The 13,669-nt window shown below is 65.6% G+C and carries 18 protein-coding genes; 6 read left to right on the plus strand and 12 right to left on the minus strand.

The window, feature by feature from the left end; all coding sequences use genetic code 11:
- Nucleotides 1–13: 13 nt before the first annotated feature.
- From ACG10_RS13130 to ACG10_RS13150, 5 genes are all read right to left on the minus strand, one after another.
- Nucleotides 14–901, minus strand: coding sequence for a tetratricopeptide repeat protein (locus tag ACG10_RS13130; RefSeq protein ID WP_232487108.1), 888 nt, complete (start codon nt 899–901; stop codon nt 14–16).
- A 196-nt stretch (nt 902–1,097) separates the two neighbouring features.
- On the minus strand, nt 1,098–1,379 hold the full coding sequence (locus ACG10_RS13135) for a cell division protein ZapA (protein WP_039803360.1): 282 nt from the start codon (nt 1,377–1,379) through the stop codon (nt 1,098–1,100).
- Nucleotides 1,376–1,603 carry a hypothetical protein gene (locus ACG10_RS13140; RefSeq protein WP_089169885.1) on the minus strand — a complete coding sequence of 76 codons (228 nt, stop codon included), beginning with the start codon at nt 1,601–1,603 and terminating at the stop codon, nt 1,376–1,378. Before ACG10_RS13140 ends, ACG10_RS13135 begins: the two co-directional genes overlap by 4 nt.
- Nucleotides 1,604–1,751: 148 nt before the next feature.
- Nucleotides 1,752–2,537, minus strand: coding sequence for a TSUP family transporter (locus tag ACG10_RS13145; protein WP_089168566.1), 786 nt, complete (start codon nt 2,535–2,537; stop codon nt 1,752–1,754).
- Nucleotides 2,538–2,642: 105 nt separating this feature from the next.
- Entirely contained in the window at nt 2,643–3,686 is a 1,044-nt protein-coding gene (locus tag ACG10_RS13150; RefSeq protein WP_232487109.1) for a DUF1176 domain-containing protein, read from the minus strand.
- A 241-nt stretch (nt 3,687–3,927) separates the two neighbouring features.
- On the opposite strand from ACG10_RS13150, the gene ACG10_RS13155 reads away from it, so the two are divergent.
- Nucleotides 3,928–4,299 (plus strand): DUF3597 domain-containing protein, encoded by a 372-nt coding sequence (locus ACG10_RS13155; RefSeq protein ID WP_089168568.1) that lies wholly within the window; start codon nt 3,928–3,930, stop codon nt 4,297–4,299.
- A 106-nt stretch (nt 4,300–4,405) separates the two neighbouring features.
- Nucleotides 4,406–5,104 carry a YebC/PmpR family DNA-binding transcriptional regulator gene (locus ACG10_RS13160; protein WP_039803344.1) on the plus strand — a complete coding sequence of 233 codons (699 nt, stop codon included), beginning with the start codon at nt 4,406–4,408 and terminating at the stop codon, nt 5,102–5,104.
- Nucleotides 5,105–5,214: 110 nt separating this feature from the next.
- Here the strand turns inward: ACG10_RS13160 and ACG10_RS13165 are convergent, their stop codons facing one another.
- Nucleotides 5,215–5,460, minus strand: coding sequence for a hypothetical protein (locus tag ACG10_RS13165; protein WP_089168569.1), 246 nt, complete (start codon nt 5,458–5,460; stop codon nt 5,215–5,217).
- A gap of 217 nt (nt 5,461–5,677) precedes the next feature.
- On the opposite strand from ACG10_RS13165, the gene ACG10_RS13170 reads away from it, so the two are divergent.
- Nucleotides 5,678–5,953 (plus strand): DUF3144 domain-containing protein, encoded by a 276-nt coding sequence (locus ACG10_RS13170; protein ID WP_227028847.1) that lies wholly within the window; start codon nt 5,678–5,680, stop codon nt 5,951–5,953.
- 59 nt (nt 5,954–6,012) lie between these two features.
- Here the strand turns inward: ACG10_RS13170 and ACG10_RS13175 are convergent, their stop codons facing one another.
- From ACG10_RS13175 to ACG10_RS13190, 3 genes are all read right to left on the minus strand, one after another.
- Complete coding sequence (locus ACG10_RS13175) at nt 6,013–6,498, minus strand: MaoC family dehydratase (RefSeq protein ID WP_089168570.1); 486 nt, start codon at nt 6,496–6,498, stop codon at nt 6,013–6,015.
- Between the two features lie 22 nt (nt 6,499–6,520).
- On the minus strand, nt 6,521–7,756 hold the full coding sequence (locus ACG10_RS13180; RefSeq protein WP_089168571.1) for an OprD family porin: 1,236 nt from the start codon (nt 7,754–7,756) through the stop codon (nt 6,521–6,523).
- 754 nt (nt 7,757–8,510) lie between these two features.
- Complete coding sequence (locus tag ACG10_RS13190; protein ID WP_039803340.1) at nt 8,511–8,771, minus strand: hypothetical protein; 261 nt, start codon at nt 8,769–8,771, stop codon at nt 8,511–8,513.
- A 321-nt stretch (nt 8,772–9,092) separates the two neighbouring features.
- Between ACG10_RS13190 and ACG10_RS13195 the strand changes: the two genes are divergently transcribed.
- Entirely contained in the window at nt 9,093–9,449 is a 357-nt protein-coding gene (locus ACG10_RS13195) for a hypothetical protein (RefSeq protein WP_089168573.1), read from the plus strand.
- 142 nt (nt 9,450–9,591) lie between these two features.
- Nucleotides 9,592–9,936 carry a zinc ribbon domain-containing protein YjdM gene (locus tag ACG10_RS13200; protein ID WP_039803336.1) on the plus strand — a complete coding sequence of 115 codons (345 nt, stop codon included), beginning with the start codon at nt 9,592–9,594 and terminating at the stop codon, nt 9,934–9,936.
- A gap of 145 nt (nt 9,937–10,081) precedes the next feature.
- On the opposite strand, the gene ACG10_RS13205 is transcribed toward ACG10_RS13200, so the two are convergent.
- On the minus strand, nt 10,082–10,792 hold the full coding sequence (locus tag ACG10_RS13205; RefSeq protein WP_039803334.1) for a DUF2076 domain-containing protein: 711 nt from the start codon (nt 10,790–10,792) through the stop codon (nt 10,082–10,084).
- A 483-nt stretch (nt 10,793–11,275) separates the two neighbouring features.
- On the opposite strand from ACG10_RS13205, the gene ACG10_RS13210 reads away from it, so the two are divergent.
- Nucleotides 11,276–11,716: a DUF1772 domain-containing protein gene (locus ACG10_RS13210; protein WP_089168574.1), complete on the plus strand. Its 441-nt coding sequence runs from the start codon at nt 11,276–11,278 to the stop codon at nt 11,714–11,716.
- Between the two features lie 500 nt (nt 11,717–12,216).
- On the opposite strand, the gene pdxH is transcribed toward ACG10_RS13210, so the two are convergent.
- Both pdxH and ACG10_RS13230 read right to left on the minus strand, forming a co-directional pair.
- Complete coding sequence (gene pdxH, locus ACG10_RS13225; protein ID WP_039803330.1) at nt 12,217–12,864, minus strand: pyridoxamine 5'-phosphate oxidase; 648 nt, start codon at nt 12,862–12,864, stop codon at nt 12,217–12,219.
- A 52-nt stretch (nt 12,865–12,916) separates the two neighbouring features.
- Nucleotides 12,917–13,561: an OmpA family protein gene (locus ACG10_RS13230; RefSeq protein ID WP_039803328.1), complete on the minus strand. Its 645-nt coding sequence runs from the start codon at nt 13,559–13,561 to the stop codon at nt 12,917–12,919.
- Nucleotides 13,562–13,669 lie beyond the last annotated feature (108 nt).

Below are 13,669 nucleotides of genomic sequence, written 5' to 3' on the forward strand. Positions count from 1 at the left end.
CCGGCCTCATCCCTCAGGTACAGGCTCCCGTGGCTGTCCACACTCCCGGGAGTCCGGGTTTCCAGTTAGCTCCAAGACCGGCCGAGGCCGGCCTCAGGGTGTCGTCGCGAATGGTGCGCATCACGGCCTTGAGGGATTCGGTCGGCGCAATATCGATGGCCTGCTCCATCAGGGCCGCGCCGCGAGACTTGTCGCCCCGGCGGTAATAGGCCTGCCCCAGCCCCATGGTGAACTCGACTTCCATGATCCTGCGCACTTCGCCGGGCCAACCGGGGTAGCTGGCATTCAGCGTCAGGGCCTCGCCGAACAGGCTGATCGACTCATCGTAAGCCCCCTGCATCAGCCTCACTCGGGCCAACTGAGCATAGACTGCCGGCCCGGCAATCGGGTCGGTTTCCAGAAGCAGCCTGGTGTAGCGCTCGGCCTTGGCCAGCACAGCCTTGTCGGGCGCCTTGCCGCTGGCGGACGCCTGCTTCAGGTAGGCGGCAGCCAGCTTGCGGTAGAGATTCGGCCGGTCATGGTAAGAAACCCCGCCTTCAAGGGCCTCCTCGAAGGAGGCCGCTGCCTCGGCGTTCTGCCCCAGCCGGAACTGGCTGGTGCCCAGGAAATCCAGCAGTTGCGGGCTGCGCCCGCCCCTGGCCATCTTCTCCTCGAGAAAGGCGACGGCCTCGGCGTCGTGGCGGGCCTCCGCCAGGCAGGCGGCCTTGAGGGATACATGGTCGCGCCACTCTTTACCGGCGGTGTCCGCCGGCTCTTGCAGATCGTCGATCTGCAGGCAGGCCTTGAACCAGCCCTCGTCCTTGAGGGTGTCGATCGGCTCCTTCTGAAAAGGGGCGGCGAGAGCGACATTGCCGATCGACAAACTGGCGGCGATCAAACCACGTGCGAACTTAGACTTCACGCACAGTCTCCTTTGGCTGGCGAATCAGGGAGGAACGAACAAGGAGGCTGGAAATTAGCCGAGCACCAGGACGCTGTAGCCCTGGTCGCGATAGCCGTCGATGTGGACCTTTGGACAAGGCACTGCTTGTCCACCGGCGGCCATGGCAGGCGCCGGGCTCAGCGAATGCCGTGAGGTGAGGCCGGCGAGCGCCAGCCTACAGTTGCAACTGGCGGCTGATCTGCTCGATGCAGGCGGCGAGGCGCTGCTCGGCCTCGCGCAGCTGCTGGCCCTGCTGAATCAGCGGGACACAGAGGTTGAGGGCCGTCAGCACCAGCAGCTCGTCCTTGCTGGCGCCGGGAAAGCGCTGCCGGCTCTCCGCCAGACGCTCCTGGAGCAGGTCGGCGGCCTCCTGCAGGGCGCGCTCCTCGCTGGCGGAAGCCCTGACCGGGTAATCGCGCCCGAGAATCTTCAGGACACGGACGCCACTCTCCTTCATGCGACGCTACTGGCGCCGGCACGCTCTACCAGAGCCCGCAAACGGGCGAGCGTGGCGGCCTGCTTTTCTTCCTGTTCGAGGGCGGCGAGCTGAAGGTTGTCGTTCTCCTCCCTGGCCTGACGCAGATCCTGCTCAAGCTGGCTGCAGTTTTCGGCCAGCGTCCGGTTTTGTTGCAGCAGGTCGGCTACAACGCGTTCGAGTTGCGCGAGGGTCGTTTCAAACATGGTGTTTATCTGGATCCGTGGAGAAACGGGAAGGTTATCTAAGAACACCGGCAAGCGGAAAAGTTTTTGCTTCGAGCATTGCGGCGCCGTGACGCAGCGCATCGCCTGCCCTCGCGTGCCGGAAGGTGAAGCGCTTCGAGCGCCGGCATCAAACATGCCCGAACCAGTGCAGCCAGGCCAGGCGCGCGGCCAGGGCCAGCACCACGCAGATGAACACCGGGCGGATGAACCGGGCCCCGCCGCCAATGGCGGTGCGGGCGCCCAGCCATGCGCCGGCCATCAGGGCGCTGCCCATGGACAAGCCGAGCACCCAGGCCACATGGCCGGTGCCGATGAAAACGCCCAGGGCCATGGCGTTGCTGACGAAGTTCATGGTGCGCGCCACGCCGCTGGCGCGCACCAGATCGAGCGGGTACAGCAGCAGGGTGCTGATCGTCCAGAAGGCGCCGGTACCGGGACCGATGGCGCCGTCGTAGGCACCCAGGGCCAGACCTTGCGGCCACTGGCGCCTTTTCGCGATCGGGGCATCGGGGGCGTGGGCGCTATCCAGCGTGCGGCTGAACAGCAGGTACAGCCCGCAGGCAAAGACGACGACCGGCAGCATCTGGTTGAGCCACCTGGCCGGCAGGTAATGGGCGATGGCGGCGCCCAGCAGCGCGCCGAGGGCGGTGGCGACCAGTGCACCATACCAGTGGCCGGGCTGGAACAGGCCGCGGCGAATGAAGGTCAGGCTGGCGATGGCCGCACCGAAGGTGGAGCTGAGCTTGTTGGTGCCCAGCACCAGATGCGGCGGCAGACCGGCGGTCAAGAGCGCGGGAACCGTGATCAGCCCGCCTCCGCCGGCAATCGCGTCGATGAAGCCGGCGATGAAGGCCACACCCGCCAGGACGGCAAGGGTGGCGGGGTCCATGGCGATCTCGAAGGCAAAGGGCATGGGCTGGCGCGACCTATGGGGAAAGAGCGGCGCGGATGGTAGCGCGCCGCGCCGACTGCCGCGAATGCAAGCGGCAGATACCGGCTTTCCTGGCGGTTGTCGCCCTCATGGCCTGGCCGTGCGCCACAGCTCCGGCCAGTCGTCGGGGGTGCTGCCGGCGCAGCGCTGCATCATCTGCGCGGACTGCAGCTGGAAACGCTCGCCGTCGAACAGCCAGCTGCCCGCGTCACCGCAATCGCCGAGGCCCCTGCCCTTCATGAAGTAGCCGAGCTCCCCGGTGCCCTCGTCGTATTCGACCCAGCCGCCGAGGCCTTCGCCGCCAAGCGGCAGGAGCTCGATGCGCAGCGGCTGCTGTGGATAGGGCGCCTCGCGGGCGACCCGGTAGAGGGCGAAGTTGCAGTTGTAGGCCGCACAGGAGGTCTGGATCAGTACCAGCGCCTCCCGTGTGTTGAGCGCATGGGCCTGTGCCTCGGGCTCCCGGCCGTCCGTGTCGGCCTCCTGCCATTCGCTGCGGGTGGCGGCCAGCACCGCCTGGGCGATGCGCTGGCGCTCGTCATCGGCCAGCGGCACGACACCGGGGAACGGACGCAGCAGCGGCAGCGGCGGCGCCTCCGGCACCTCGCGGTCGTCACGCTCGCCAGGGCGGTACAGCGCGCCGCGGGTGTCGAGCCGGCCCTGCACCGAGTCCATCAACAGCAGCGCCGCAGAAAGGCCCGCGAGGGAAACCTCGGCCTCCTCGCCTGTCGTCACGTCCAGGCGCAAAGTCTCGCCGTTGCGCCACTCGGCCAGCAGCGCGCACGCCGTATCGCCCTCGCCGCTGAGCGTCACTGTGTCCTCGCCCGCCTCGCGCTGCAGGGCATCCATAAGCGCATCCGGCAACGGGCGGTCGTCGGTCGACAGCGGGAAGTGCCCGGCCTGCCCGGCGTAGGTCAGGCGAACCCGCGGCTGGGCCTTGGGGCCGGCATCGCGGCTGACCACCAGGCGGAGCGGGCTGAAGCCGAAGGCCGCGGCGCTGATGGCCTGGCAGCTGCGCAGGTTGTCGCAGGCCACCACCCAGTCCTTGATCTCGCGGTACAGGGGCACCGGCTCCGGCGCCGCCTGGGCGGCGCTTCCGAGCAGGATCAGGATCAGGGGCGACAGACGCGGCATGGGAACTCCATTCTTCATGGGGCGGTTTTGCCGCGCATCTTGCGCGCCGGGCCACGACGCCACAAGCGCGCCCCTTGGATGCTTCCGGCTGCAGACGAATGCCGGACCGCCCTCACCCTGCGCTCGATAGCGGCATTTTTGCAGCGAAACGCCAGCACTTCCCTGCTGGTACCGTCAGGATAAACAGCGACATCCTGATCTATGCTCCCCTCGCCATAACCAAAAACCGGAGGGAACTCCCATGGGTCTGTTCAGCAAGATTCTCCATTCGCTCGGTTTCGGCGCGAAAGCCCAGTCGGCAGAGACGGCACCGTCCACCCGCTCGGCGCCCGCCGCCCCGGCGGGCAGCGGTACGGTGGATGTGGTGGGCAAGCTGGAAGGGCTGGCGGCCGGCCATCCGGAAAAGCTCAACTGGCGAACCTCCATCGTCGACCTGCTCAAGCTGCTCGATCTGGACAGCAGCCTGCAGGCGCGCAAGGAGCTGGCCAGCGAGCTGGGCTGCCCGCCGGAGAAGATGGGCGACTCGGCGCAGATGAACATGTGGCTGCACAAGACCGTGCTGCAGAAGCTGGCGGAGAACGGCGGCAACGTCCCGCCCGAGCTGCTCGACTGAAGACCGAGCCCGGCCGGCAGGTGCCGGCCTGCCCGCGAGGCGCTAGAATCGCCCCCTTTCGTTCCCGGGCCGGCCGGGACTCACCCCTCGCAGCGAGAGAATCGATATGGGCGCCCAGTGGAAAGCCAGACCCAAGGAAATTGCCGCCAACGCCAAGGGCAAGATCTTTGGCAAGCTGGTCAAGGAAATCATGATTGCCGCACGCAACGGCGCGGACCCGGACATGAACCCCAAGCTGCGCCTGGCGGTGCATCAGGCCAAGAAGGCCTCGATGCCCAAGGACACCCTGGAGCGCGCGATCAAGAAGGGCGCGGGCCTCTCCGGCGAGGTGGTCAACTACGAGCGCACCATCTATGAAGGCTTCGCCCCGCACCGCGTGCCGGTGATCGTCGAGTGCCTGACCGACAATGTGAACCGCACCGTGGCGGAAATCCGCGTGCTGTTCCGCAAGGGTCAGCTGGGCACCTCGGGCTCGGTGAGCTGGGACTTCGACTACCTGGGAATGATCGAGGCGACCCCGGAGGGAGGCGCCGATCCGGAACTGGCCGCCATCGAGGCGGGCGCCCAGGACTTCGAGCCCGCCGAGGAAGGCGCCACCCTGTTCTACACCGAGCCGACCGACCTGGACGCGGTGTGCAAGGCGCTGCCGGAGTTCGGCTTCACCGTGCAGTCGGCCAACCTCGGCTACAAGGCGAAGAACCCGGTGAGCCTGTCCGGCGCCGAACTCGAGGAGGTCGAGGCCTTCCTCGAAGCCCTGGACAACCACGACGACGTGCAGAACGTCTATGTCGGCCTGAGCGCCTGAGTCCTCACGCGATCGCTCCCGCGCCGCCGCCCGGGAACGATCCCGAACGTATCCAGGCTTGTACTCGCCGGAGCTGAAGCTCCGGCAGCAAGTTCAGGGTGCCTGGCGCCTCAAACTGCATTGGGCTCCCAGATCAGCTCGCCGTCGTCGCGGACCTCGATCACCTTGGTCAGCGCGGCCTCGGCCACCGCGTCGGCTTCGGAGGCCAGATCATATTGATGGCCATTGGCCACCTGATGCACACGGGCGTTTTCGTCGACGCCACGGCGCTTGACGGCAATGACGGCCTGGAAGGCCTTGCCTGCGGGAATGGCCGAGGAAATGGCGTCGAACCTGGTGAAATGCTTGCGGGCCATACGACTCTCCGTTGCTGGGCGCTATGCAGTAATGGACAACGCGAGCCGGGGAAAGCTTCGACGGTCCAGCGGCGGCTGGCTGGATTTCGCGGGTGCTCCTGCAACAGCCGGCCCCAAGCATGACATCGCGGCGACATGCAGCCGTTTACTTGCAAATCCGTGCCACGTATAAACGGAAAAAACTTTCACTCACCCCTTGATGCCACAGGATCCGAACATGGCCGAAAACCCGGTAAACATGGAAATCTTCGACATGGCCGATGAGTTCATCGCCGTTGCCAACCGTCTGCTCGAGGAGGAACAGAAGGATCTGGGGCAGATCAGCGCCGCCATCCGCTACGCCGCGGCCCGCTTCAGCGCCCACGAGGCTGCCTGCCGCTCCGGCGATCTGTCGGTCGACAAGGAAAAGGCTCTCGGCTGGTACAGCGAGCAGTTCAACAAGATGCTGGACGAAAACCTTGACCAGCATATCGAGATGGCTAAACAGCGCTGACAGAGCGCCGGACAGGCGGGATTTCCGAACCCGCCTGCCGACTCCCGCAACACGTCCCGTTACGCCGGCCGCCGGAATACGACCAGCTTGGCCAGCAACCTCTGCACCACCTCGCCACGCTGATTCAGCGTCAGGCTTTCCAGGGCGACGATGCCGCGATCCGGCCTGGAGCGCGACGGCGTGATCGCCTGGATGCAGCTCTCCACATGCAGGATATCCCCCGCCCGGGTCGGCCTGGGCCAGTCGATCTCGCCGCCGGCACCGATCAGCCCGTCGGCCAGTGGCATGCCGCTGGTGACCAAGAGGCGCATGGTGATGGCTGCAGTATGCCAGCCGCTGGCCGCCAGCCCGCCGAACAGGGTCTGCCGGGCCGCATCGTCGTCCAGGTGAAAGGGCTGGGGGTCGAACTGCGCGGCGAAGGCCTTGAGGCCGGCCTCGTCCAGCACGAATTCGCCGCTGCGAAAGCGCGCGCCCACGGCCAGATCGTCCAGATAAAGGGTTGCTTCCCGCCGCATCTCGTTCATGGTGCACTCCTCCTGTTCCATTGCAGGCATCCTCCCGTGCAGGCTACAGCAAGGGCATGGTGTAGGTGACGATCAGGCGGTTCTCGTCGAGGTCGTTGCCTCGGCCGTCGTTGCGCAGCGTGGCGTTGCGCCATTGCAGGCTGAGGTTCTTGAGGACACCGCTCTGGAACACGTAGTCGATGTAGGTATCGCGCTCCCACTCCTCCCCCTTGCTGCCGTCGGCCCGGCGGATGTCGCGGCCGCTGATGTAGCGGGTCATGAAATTCAGACCGGGAATGCCCAGGGCAGCGAAGTCGTAGGTGTAGCGCACCTGCCAGGACTTCTCGCCCGGGTTGGCGAAGTCGTTCACCTGGGCGAAGTTGACCAGGTAGGGGTCGGTTCCGGTGATGTAGGCGAAGCCGGTGTCGCCGATCATCTTCTGATAGCCAAGGCCGAAGCTGTGGGCTGTCAGCTTGTAGACGAACATGGCGTTGATCGCCTTGTTGTCCACGTTGCTGTCGCCGTCGTCGGAGGAGCGCGCAAAGCGCAGGTCCGTCGCCAGAGACTGCCCGGCAGCGATGGGCAGCGAATGGTTCAGTGTGAAGAAGTGCTGGTGGTAGTTGTTGTCCAGGTTGGCATAGTCATAGGCGGTGGTCAGGTTGTCGCTCCACTTGTACTTGACCCCGGCGAAGTCGAACTGGTCGGTGGCATCCAGTCCCTTCATGCCCTTGTTGATCATGGTGATGTCTTCGCTGGCACTGGAATTGCGTTCGATCAGGTGGGTCAGGCGACCGACATTCAGGGTCAGGCCGTCGATCTCCTGGGAAACCAGGCTCCCACCAAGGAAATAAGTGGGAAACAGGCGCGTCTCGTTGGGCATGACCGTCGGCATCTTGGGAAACAGGCTGCCGTAGCGCAGCAGGCTCTTGGAGTAACGCAGCTTGAGCGTGGCGCCCACCTTGCCGTAGTCGTTGGGCACGTCGCCGTCATTGTGCACCGGCAGCAGGCCGGTGCCCGCCCGGCCGGGACTGGAGTCGAGGCGGATGCCCCACATGCCGACGGCATCGATGCCGAAACCCAGTGCGCCCTCGGTAAAACCGGACTCGTAGTTCAGCATGAAGCCCTGGGCCCATTCATCGGCGTGGGACTGTCCCGTGCTGCTGCCGCCTTCCTGGCGGAAATCGCGGTTGTAGTAGTAGTTGCGTATCAACAGGCTGGCCTTGCTGTCGGCGAAGAAATCGGCCAGCGCCAGCGAGGGCGTGCCGCCGCCCAGCGCCAGGCCGGAAAGGGAAAACACCATGCTCCGGAGATGGAAAGTCTTGAACATCGCGTCGTGGTCCTTCTATTTTGTTGTTCTTGTCACGGGCACGGTGGGCATCACCACCGCTCAGCCATGACGGGCCGCCACGCCGGGAATCGCGCAGGCAAAGGCTGCCCGTCACGCCCCATTCGGCTGAATCGGGCGAGTTCCGGTCTTGATCGGAATGTCCGGGAGACGGTCGGCGGTGCGCCTGCCTAGCGACGTGCCGGTCGCGAGCCTGGCCGTACGAGCTCAGGCCCGCCCGCCCCGAGGGACAGCCGCTTCAAGCGTGCTCGATGGGAATTCGGCAGGGGCGCCGGCCAGGGCCGGAAGAAGCGAGAGCGAAAGGCTTGACTGTTACGGCCAGTACCAGTGCGGTCGGACCGGATGGATGGCAACCGTTCAGGTCACCGCCATGACCTTCGATCGCGGGAAGCATCCCCGTGGGGATGACGGCTTTCCGTGCTTGCATGAGTCTTTTTTCCGAATGATTGTTGTGAACTCATTGCCAGAATCACTGCCCGCCGTGCGGCTGGCCAGATCGCCAGCCTGGCGGGATGGCATTAGAGTGGCGGGCGGACAGTGGCACGGCAATAACGCTTGCAGCCTAATTCTGGACATTTGCGGACAGCCAACGGCCAGCGTGATTCCAGGGAAGGTGCATGCGCGCCTGCCTGCGGGAGAAGCATGACGGTCAGGGGTGAAAAAGGCCTGGCGGCTTTTCCAGCCGGTCGTGAAGCGGGATGCCGGCTCGTCAGGCGGCCTGGGGGAAGAGCGGCTTGCCGTGGTCGAGGCACTGGTCGACCAGCCACTTGCCGTGGGCGATGGAGGCGTGCTGGGCCTGTTCCAGCTCGGCCATGAAGGCGTATCCGAGCGGCAGGGGCAGCCGGCGGGTGGTGCGGCCTTCGGGCGTGGTGATCTGGCAACCGCCGGCCCAGGGCATCGGACTGCCCTCATGCTCCAGAACGTCGGCGGTGATGATGTGGTCGCGGTAGGTGCATTGCATCAGGGTCATGGTATGAACCTCGCTGTCTGCCGCCCGCCCGCCGGCCAGGGCATCCGCTGCGCTGGCCGGCCGCAGATGCGGCCCGGATGACGCCGCCGGACTTCGACGGCTCAAGCGCCGGCAGGAATCGCTGTCCCTGCGCCTTCCTCCTGCCCTGAGAGGGGTATAGCACAGGCGATTGCCGGCGAGCCGCCGCCAGTCGGCAGCCAGCCTATAGTTGCTGGTGAGCCAGGCGACGAGGCGGGCTCTTCGTGCCCAAGCTCCGCAGCCAACCCGCCTGGCGCTCGGGCACCGCCACAACAAAACGCACTCAAGCGCGGGAGAACACGCATGTCTGATATGGATCACCGACCGGGAGTCCGCGAAGCTTACCTGGTGAAACGTCATCTCAAACTCGAAGCTCTGGATGCGGCCAGGGCCGAGGCCATCGCGCAGGAGATCAATCGGCTGGTGGGTATGGACAAGGTCGCGCTCGACAAGAGCAGCGGCCGTCTGGATGTTGCCTACGACGCCGCGCACCTGCACATCGAGCAGTTGGAGGAGATCGTGCGCAAGTACGGCAGCGATCTCGATCATGGCTGGTGGACGCACTTCAAGGAGGGCTGGTACCGCTTCACCGACCAGAATGTCAGGGACAACGCCCAGCACGAGCCCTGGTCCCACCACAGGATAATGCCGAGAAGGTAGGCGGGCTTGCGCGGGACGAACCGGCACCGGCACACCGCCAGGCCTCCTGCCACCGGCCTGGCGGGCCGGCACAGCCGCTGTCATGCCTCGCAAAAAGTCTTACAATCCCCGCCCTTTTCACTCCTGTAGCCAAGGACACCTCATGAGCACCCTGCCACCCTGCCCCAAATGCGCTTCCGAATATACCTACGAGGACGGCACGCAGCTGGTCTGTCCGGAATGCGCCCATGAGTGGTCCGCTGACGGGACGGCCGAGGCGCCAGTCGAGGGCGACAAGGTGATCAAGGACTCGGTCGGCAACGTCCTGCAGGACGGCGATACCGTCACCGTGATCAAGGACCTAAAGGTCAAGGGATCGTCCCTGGTGGTGAAAGTCGGCACCAAGGTGAAGAACATCCGCCTGTGCGACGGCGACCACGACATCGACTGCAAGATCGACGGGATCGGCGCGATGAAGCTGAAGTCGGAGTTCGTGAAGAAGGTCTGACGCCTGGAAAGCAGGCACCTCGCGCTCGAGGCGCCGCGACTCCGCGGACGGGGCAGCGCGCCCCATCCACGACCGCAGGTGCCGCCTTCGGCGGCATCGCGGTCAAGCGCGCTCCCCCGGGAAGCGGGAGCAGCCGGAAGGCCGGTCAGACGAAGTCTTCGTCGTCTCCGCCGAAGAAATCGCCACCCTCGCCCTCGCCGCTGTCGGCAAAGTAGTCCTCTTGCGGCTCATAGCTCTCTTCCGCGACCTGCGGTGCCGGCTCCGCGGCCGGCTCGGGAGCGGCTTCGGCCACCGCCGGCGCTTCCTCATCCTGGAACATGTCCATCAGCAGGTTGCCCAGCACCATGCCACCGGCCACGCCGGCTGCAGTCTGCAGCGCACCGGAGAGGAAACCACCACCGCCGCCCGGCTGGGGCGCATAGGCGCCGCGCTGGAAGCCCGGCTGCTGGCCGAAGCCACCCTGGCTGCCGTGGCCGGGCTCGCTCCAGCCCGAGGCCGCCGGACGGGCCACCGGTTGCGGACGGGCGACGGGCTGCTGGGGCTGCGGCTCGCTGCGGCCACCGCCGAACAGACCGGCCAGGAAGCCGCCGCTGCCCTGCTGGCGGCTGGCGTTCTGGGCCTGCAGCTTCAGCTGTTCGATCTCAGCCTCCAGCTCCTTGACACGACCGTCGAGCTGCTGGATGGCGCTTTCCTGCACGATGATCGCCTGAGCCATGTAGTAGGGAGCAGCCGGCTGACGGGCAACGTGCTCCCTGATCACGCTCTCAGCCTGCGGATCGCGAGGCGCGGATTGGCCTTCGGCATTGCGGAGGCGGGAAAACAGGCCATCGATCAGATTCTTCTCTTCAGACTGCATGGTTTTCTCTTGACTGGGTTGCCGATAGAAGATCGCATGCCGAAACGCATGCGTGACTTACATATAAGGTCGAATACGGGAAAATCAAACGCACTTTGTATCGAAACTTTGAAAAACTCGAAAGAGAGCACTTAAATCGACAAAAAGCACGAAAATGAAGCTAAAAACAAAGAATCCGGCGACAATTACCAAGCCGGAAAACGTAGCGCAATACTGCAACTGCGCTTGGGAAATGTCAAAGTCCAGCTATTACAAAAATTGTCCTCCCGTTGGCGACATGCACTTCGATTGAATGCCCGGCCAGCCGCAATAAGAGCCGCCTTAATCTGCAGGCAGCAATAAATCGGTACTATTTCGGACTTGCGCACCCTATATAGTTTCATGCAGCGCACGCTCCATGGCGCAGTCGGCTGCCGGGCAAGACCGCCAACCAGCAGCAGGGCTTGCACCTTCGGCACTCCAATCCGGGACAGGAGAACCCCCATGCTCGAAGCGGCCCAGCTACTCGCCACCCTCTGCTGCACCCTCTTCAGCGGCGCAGCGATCTACATCAACCTCGTCGAGCATCCGGCGCGCATGGGCTGCGCCACCGAGATCGCCGCGACGGTATGGGCGCCGAGCTATCGGCGAGCGACCCTCATGCAGGCTTCGCTGGGCATCGCCAGCCTGTTTTGCGGCGTGCTGGCCTGGCTGCTCGGCGGAGGCATCGCCTGGCTTGGCGGGGCGCTGCTGATCGGTCTGGTGGTGCCCTTCACCTTCGTCGCGATCATGCCGACCAACCACCGCCTGCTCGAACCCGGACGCGATCTGTCGTCGCCGGAAACGCGCCAGCTGCTCGACAGGTGGGGCCGGCTGCACGGAGTGCGCAGCGGCCTGGGCCTGGCCGCCTCCCTGGTCTATCTGCTGCAGTTGCTCGGTGCCTGAGAACCGCCGCCCAACGCTCGAGCCACGCGCCCGGAGCAGGGACTGAAGCCGCCGGCCACCAGCAGCTCGGCGCCGCTGACAAAGGAGGTCTGGGGACTGGCGGGCCAGGCGCTGACGATATCCTCGCCGCGGCCGTAGCGCTGCCCGGCGATGTTCAGCCGCACGAAATCGGCCAGCGGGCCGTCCGCCGGGTTCAGTTGGCGGCGAAGCGTCCGGACGGGGTGCTGGGTTTTCAGGACGAAGTTTGGGGCGCCGCTTCGCGCGCCCGCCCCTGAATGCCTGGAGCGAGGGGCCGGCCCTGCGCCTGCAGCGGCTGTCGGCGGATCCGCAGGATGCCGGACCCAAGGCGCCGCGTTGCTATGGTCTGCTGCGCGCCGACACGGGGCAGAGGCTGCTGCGTTTCGTCAGGGGCCGCCCGCTCAGCCGGGTGACCGAGGACTTCCTCGACTGGGTCGGCGAGCGCCTGGCAATGGAGCGGGTCTGTACCCATTACGGTTGCACTAGGGAGCCAGACGCTCGCGAATCCAGCCGCCCTTTTCCAGGCGATAGTTGAGCCGGTCGTGCAGACGACTGGCACGTCCCTGCCAGAACTCGACGCGCTCGGGCAGCAGGCGGTAGCCGCCCCAATGCCCGGGGCAGTGCGGCGCCTGGTCGAGGAAGCGTTTCTCGGTCAGTGCCAGCAGATTCTCCAGCTCGACACGGTCGCGGATCACCTGGCTCTGCGGCGAAGCCCAGGCCCCCAGGCGACTGCCCAAGGGACGCACCTGGAAATAGGCGTCGGACTCCTGTGACGTCACCCGCTCCACCTGCCCTTCGATACGCACCTGACGCTCCAGGGTTGGCCAGAAGAAGGTCATGGCGGCGAACGGCCGTGCCTTCAGCTGCTGGCCCTTGGCGCTGTCGTAGTTGCTGAAGAAGGTGAAGCCACGCTCATCCAGGCCCTTGAGCAGCAGAACCCGGCAATGCGGCCGTCCGCTGGCATCTACGGTGGCCAGACTCATGGCATTGGGCTCGACCGGCAGTTGCTCGGTCTTCATCGCCTCGGCGAACCACAGATGGAACAGGGAAAAGGGTTCGAGCGGGGCATCGGCCTCGCAAAGGCCGGCGCGGGTGTAGTCGCGGCGCATGTCGGCCAGAGTCTGGGGCATGGCGGGGTCCTTCGGATGGATTAAGTTCGCGCAAATCTTAACCAGACCGCCGTCACTTCGCTTGATCTGAGGCAACCATCCGCCCCCCTGGGGCACCATACTGGGCCAGAACGGTAGGCAGGCTGCCGCGGGTGGCCAGGAACATCTCCACGCGGCGATTGAGGGAGCGCCCATCCTTGCTGTCATTGCTGGCACGCGGCGCGTGGTCGCCCATTCCCTTGTACATCAGGCGGTCATGGTGCAGGCCACTCATGCGGAAGATCGAGGCCATGGACTGCGCCCGCTCCTGGCTCAACTTGAGCGTCAGCGCAGGCGACCCGCTGCTGTCGCCATGCCCCAACAGCAGCACGGCCACCTCGCGGTCCTGCGCCACCAGCTTGGCCACCCGGCTGAGCGGTCCCAGGGTCGCCACCAGCAGCATGCTCGGCCGATCCGGATTGAACGAGCCGTCCACCGGGGCCGTCACGACCAGCAGATCGCCGCGGCGCTCCACTTCGAACTGGCTGCCCTTGACGGCCTCGCGCACACGCGCCTCGTGCTCCGCCGTCCAGACCCGACTTGCCCGGGACTCCAACTTGGCCGCCGGCGAAACGGGCTTGGCAGTCCGGGTGACGTAACGCTCCGGCTTGCCGGAGGAACTGCAGGCGGCCATGGCCATGCAGAGAATCAGGGTGCTGCTTTTAATGAGGAGTTTCATCGACAGATCCCGTCGTGGATGAGGTGGTAGGGACGATGAGGCGTCACGGGTCGTATGACGCTGGCAAGCCTCAGGTTAGAAATTGAGTCTGGCCGCAAGCTCGCCGCA

Source organism: Azotobacter chroococcum (genome assembly GCF_002220155.1).
GTDB lineage: Bacteria > Pseudomonadota > Gammaproteobacteria > Pseudomonadales > Pseudomonadaceae > Azotobacter > Azotobacter chroococcum.